The organism is Kitasatospora sp. NPDC059571 (assembly GCF_042735675.1).
Lineage (GTDB): Bacteria > Actinomycetota > Actinomycetes > Streptomycetales > Streptomycetaceae > Kitasatospora.
Map to the genome: position 1 here is coordinate 1 of NZ_JBHWBW010000587.1, position 4,271 is coordinate 4,271.

At 77.5% G+C, this 4,271-nt stretch carries 4 protein-coding genes; 2 read left to right on the forward strand and 2 right to left on the reverse strand.

The genetic code is table 11. The features are described from left to right. Positions 1 to 977, reverse strand: a 977-nt coding sequence (locus tag ACFV0G_RS36040) for a DUF2510 domain-containing protein (RefSeq protein WP_380557039.1), incomplete at its 3' end; no start/stop codon positions are given. 92 nt (positions 978 to 1,069) lie between these two features. Next, positions 1,070 to 1,582 carry a GNAT family N-acetyltransferase gene (locus tag ACFV0G_RS36045; protein WP_380557041.1) on the reverse strand — a complete coding sequence of 171 codons (513 nt, stop codon included), beginning with the start codon at positions 1,580 to 1,582 and terminating at the stop codon, positions 1,070 to 1,072. Positions 1,583 to 1,647: 65 nt separating this feature from the next. Between ACFV0G_RS36045 and ACFV0G_RS36050 the strand changes: the two genes are divergently transcribed. Both ACFV0G_RS36050 and ACFV0G_RS36055 read left to right on the forward strand, forming a co-directional pair. Next, positions 1,648 to 2,559: a TIGR01777 family oxidoreductase gene (locus tag ACFV0G_RS36050; RefSeq protein WP_380557043.1), complete on the forward strand. Its 912-nt coding sequence runs from the start codon at positions 1,648 to 1,650 to the stop codon at positions 2,557 to 2,559. A 346-nt stretch (positions 2,560 to 2,905) separates the two neighbouring features. Beyond that, positions 2,906 to 4,222 carry an NAD(P)/FAD-dependent oxidoreductase gene (locus tag ACFV0G_RS36055; protein ID WP_380557045.1) on the forward strand — a complete coding sequence of 439 codons (1,317 nt, stop codon included), beginning with the start codon at positions 2,906 to 2,908 and terminating at the stop codon, positions 4,220 to 4,222. The last annotated feature ends 49 nt before the right edge of the window (positions 4,223 to 4,271 follow it).

Consider the following 4,271-nt stretch of genomic DNA (forward strand, 5'->3'; position numbering starts at 1 on the left):
CCGCCGACGATCTGCTCCACGACGGTCAGTCGGGGGGCCCGCGGGTCGTCGTCGACCCCGCCGTGCAGCAGCACGAAGCCGCTGCCGCGGGCGTCCGGGACGGCGACCATGAGGATGTAGCCCTTGGCGCCCTCCTTCGGCGTGACGTACCAGCGGACCGCATACCCGGTGGCGCCGGCGACCCTGATCGGACCGGACGTCAGCTCCTGGTGGCCGTCCAGCTCGCCGAAGATCCGCGGCGCGTAGGCGGCCATCGCGGTGCGGGCGACGGTGGCCGCGTCGCTGCCGGGCACGGACGCCGTCTCGACCGAGAACTGGCCGCGGATGCACTGCGAGGACATGCCGCAGTCGTACGGGCCGGTGGTCTCGTAGACGGTGCTGGAGGTGCTGCCCGTGTGCGGCGACCAGGCGCCCGGTCGCGGCACCAGCCAGCCGTGCACCACGTCCGGCATGATCCCGGCGATGCCGGTCGGCGCGGTGCCGTCCCCGGGGTCGGACGCCGACGGGGCCGGGCTCGGGCTGTCGGCGGTGCCGTCACCGGTGCCGTCCCCGGATCCGGTGGACGGGGAGGCCGAGGCGGCGGGCGGTGCGGAGACCGTGGGCCCCTTGTTCTCCTTGCCGGCCAGCACCACGGCCGCGCCGATCACGCCGGCCAGCACCAGGACGCCGGCGGCGATCCCGACGATCAGGCCGTTGCGGTTCTTCGGGCCGGACGACGCCGACGGGTACGGGTAGCCGGGCGCCTGCTGCGGGTAGCCGTACCCGGAGGCGGCCTGCTGCGGCGGGTAGCCGTACCCGGCCGCGGGGGGCGCGGCGGCCTGGCCGGCCCAGGCCTGGGTGGGTGCGTCGGCGATCCCGGCCGCGCCGGCGGCCGGCCGGACGTCCGCCGTCCAGGCGGTGCCGTCCCACCAGCGCTCCTGCGCAGTGCCGTCCGGACCTGTGACCGGGTACCAGCCGGGAGGGGTCGATGTGCTCACGCGCCGTACCGTACCCCTTGGGCGACACGGCGGGCAGGGTCCACCGGGTCACGACTTGGGCGTACGGCGGGCGCCCGGACGATGACGCGGGGTCAGTCGGTGAGGGCGCGCCCCATCCAGATGTCGTCCACGTAGGCGCCCTCGATCAGGAACTCCCCGGGCAGCACGCCCTCCACCCGGAAGCCGCAGCGCTCGTAGAGCCGCCGGGCCGGGGTGTTGCCGCCGAGCACCCGCAGGGTGATCCGGCGGGCCCCGGCGGCCCGGGCGGCCGCGCAGGCGGCCTCCACCAGCGCCGCGCCGAGCCCGCGGCCGCGGGCCTCCCGGGCGACGGCCAGGCCCTGGATCTGCCGGACGTGCCGGTTGCTGGCGAGCGGGGTGGGCGGCACCTGCCGGACGTAGCCGAGGATCCGGCCGTCGGCCTCGGCGACGAGGTACTGCTCGGGGCCGTGCCGCTCGTCGAAGAACGCGGCGTCGTCCTCCTCCGCGCGGCGCGGCGCCACGTCGCTGAGCGGTGACCACGCGGCGCGGTCGAGGGCGGCCAGCGCCCGGCCGTCCGCCGCACGGGCAACCCTGATCATCAGCTCGTCGGACTGCATGGCGGACATGCTAGGGCCTGCCGACCGGGGTGTCCGGCGGCCGCACCGGGCGGGCGGCCTGGGAGGATGGGTGCATGCGTATCGCGGTGACAGGGTCCACGGGTCTGATCGGTTCCGCTCTCGTCCGCTCGCTGCTCGCCGACGGCCACGAGGTGCTGCGGCTGGTGCGCCGGCGCAGCCTGGTGGGCGTGCGGGCGGACGGCACCACCGGGGTCGGCTGGAACCCGCACCGGCTGGAGATCGACGCGGCCGGGCTGGAGGGCGTGGAGGCGGTGGTCCACCTGGCCGGGGCCGGGGTCGGCGACCGGCGCTGGACGGAGTCCTACAAGCGGGAGATCCGGGACAGCCGGGTGCTGGGCACCGAGACGGTGGCGGCCGCGCTGGCCCGGCTGAAGCAGCCGCCGCGGGTGCTGGTGAGCGCCTCCGCGGTCGGCTACTACGGCCAGACCGGCGACCGGGTCATCGACGAGGACGCGCCGCCCGGCGACGACTTCCTGGCCCGGGTCTGCGTGGAGTGGGAGGCCGCCGCACGGCCCGCCGCGGACGCCGGCATCCGGGTGGTGCACCCGCGCACCGGGCTGGTGCTGTCCGCGGCCGGCGGGGCCGCCGGGCGGATGGTGCCGCTGTTCCGGCTGGGGCTGGGCGGCCGGCTCGGCTCCGGCGAGCAGTACTGGAGCATCATCGCGCTGGCGGACGAGGTCGCGGCGCTGCGCTTCCTGATCGACCAGAAGGAGATGTCCGGGCCGGTGAACCTGACCGGTCCGCACCCGGTCACCAACCGCGAACTGACCGAGGCCTTCGGCCGGGTGCTCGGCCGGCCCACCCCGTTCCCGGTGCCGACCGCGGCCCTGCGGGCGGTGCTCGGTGAGATGGCGGTGGAGGTGGTGGGCAGCCATCGGGTCGTCCCGGACCGGCTGCTGGCGGCGGGCTTCCGGTTCCGCTACCCGGACGCGGACGGCGCCGTCCGGGCGGCGCTCGCCCGCTGACGGACCGGCAGAACCGCCGCCGGGCAGGCACCCGCGGACGACGGCGAACGGGGGGCGCACGGTGGCAGGGCGAGGGCGCGCTCTGCGCCCCCCGGTGACCGTGCGCGCCCGGAGGCTCCGTTCCGCCGCTCCTGGGCGCACAGAGCGTGACCACCCCCTCCCCCGCGCCACCGGGATCCCGCCGGATCCGGGATTCGACGGGGCCGTACGGTCTGACCGCCGCACTGACTGGGCATCACATGGGCGGACCGCATCCCGGCACCCCGCCGCCCGCCCCGGCCGGAGCTCCACGGGCCCGACCACACGTGCGCGGGCCCGGAGCCGCCGTCAGGGAGGGAGCACACTGGTGCCCGCATTCGACTTCACCCGCCGTACCCGCCACCCGTCGGACCCGGACGTCGTCGTGGTCGGCGCCGGTCCCGCGGGACTGGCCGCCGCCCGGACGCTGACCGGGCAGGGCCTCACCGTCCAGGTCCTGGAGGCCCAGGCGCACCTCGGCGGCCGGATGGCCACGCAGGAGCTGGACGGATTCCGGATCGACCACGGCGTCCAGCTGTTCAACACCGACCACCCGGAGCCCGCGCGCCGGCTCGACCTCGACCGGCTGGACCTGCGCCCGCTCGCCCCCGGGGTGCTGGTGCACAGCGCGGGGCGCCGCTACCGGGTCGGCGACCCCCAGCAGACCCCGGCCCGGCAGGCCGCCGCCCGCGGGCCGCTCGGCAGCCCGCTGGACAAGGCCCGGCTGGCCGCCACCCTCGGCCGGCTCGCCGCCACCCCGGCGCCCCGGCTGCTGGCCAGGCCGGAGACCAGTGCGGCCCGGGCGCTGGCCGACCGCGGCCTGGGCGCGCGCACCGTCGACGGCTTCCTGCGCCCGCTGCTCGGCGCGCTGCTGGCCGACCCCGCGCTGACCACCAGCAGCCGGGTGGCCGACCTGGTGCTGCGCTCGTACGCCCGCGGCCGGCTCTGTCTGGCCGCCGGCGGCGCCGGGTCGGTTCCGGAGCAGCTGGCGGAGGGACTGCCCGCGGACTGCGTCCGGCTGGGCGTGGCGGTGACGGGCATCGCGGCGGACGGTGTGGAGACCGCCCGGCACGGCCGGATCGGCGCCTCCGCGGTGGTGCTGGCCTGTGACGCCCGTTCGGCGGCCGCGCTGCTGCCGGGCCTGCGGGTGCCCGGATTCCACCCGGTCACCACCTTCTACCACGCGGCCGACCGGTCGCCGCTGGGCGAGCCGTCGCTGCTGCTGGACGCCGACTCCTCGGGCGTCTCGCACAGCCTGGTGCTCAGCGACGTCCACCCCTCGTACGCACCGGCCGGGCGGGCGCTGATCGCGACCACCGTGCTCGGGCGGCGCAGCTACGAGGCGGGCGGGCCGGCCGGGTTCGAGCCGGTGGTCCGCCGCCGGCTGGCCGAGCTGTACGGCGCACCGACCCGCTCGTGGGAGTTCCTGAGCGTGCGCCACCTGCCGGACGCCGTACCGGCCATGCCGGCCCCGCACCACCTGCGGCGCTCGGTGCGGCTGCTGGCCGGCCTCTACGTGTGCGGGGACCACCGCGACACCAGCAGCCTGCAGGGCGCCCTGGTCTCCGGCCGGCGGGCCGCCCGGGCGGTGCTGCGCGACCTCGGCCTGGACACCGCGGCGGCCTCCGCGGACGTGGCCGCCTAGGCGCGGGTGTCCGCCGGCCCGGCCGGGCCGGCGGACACCCGCGCCTAGG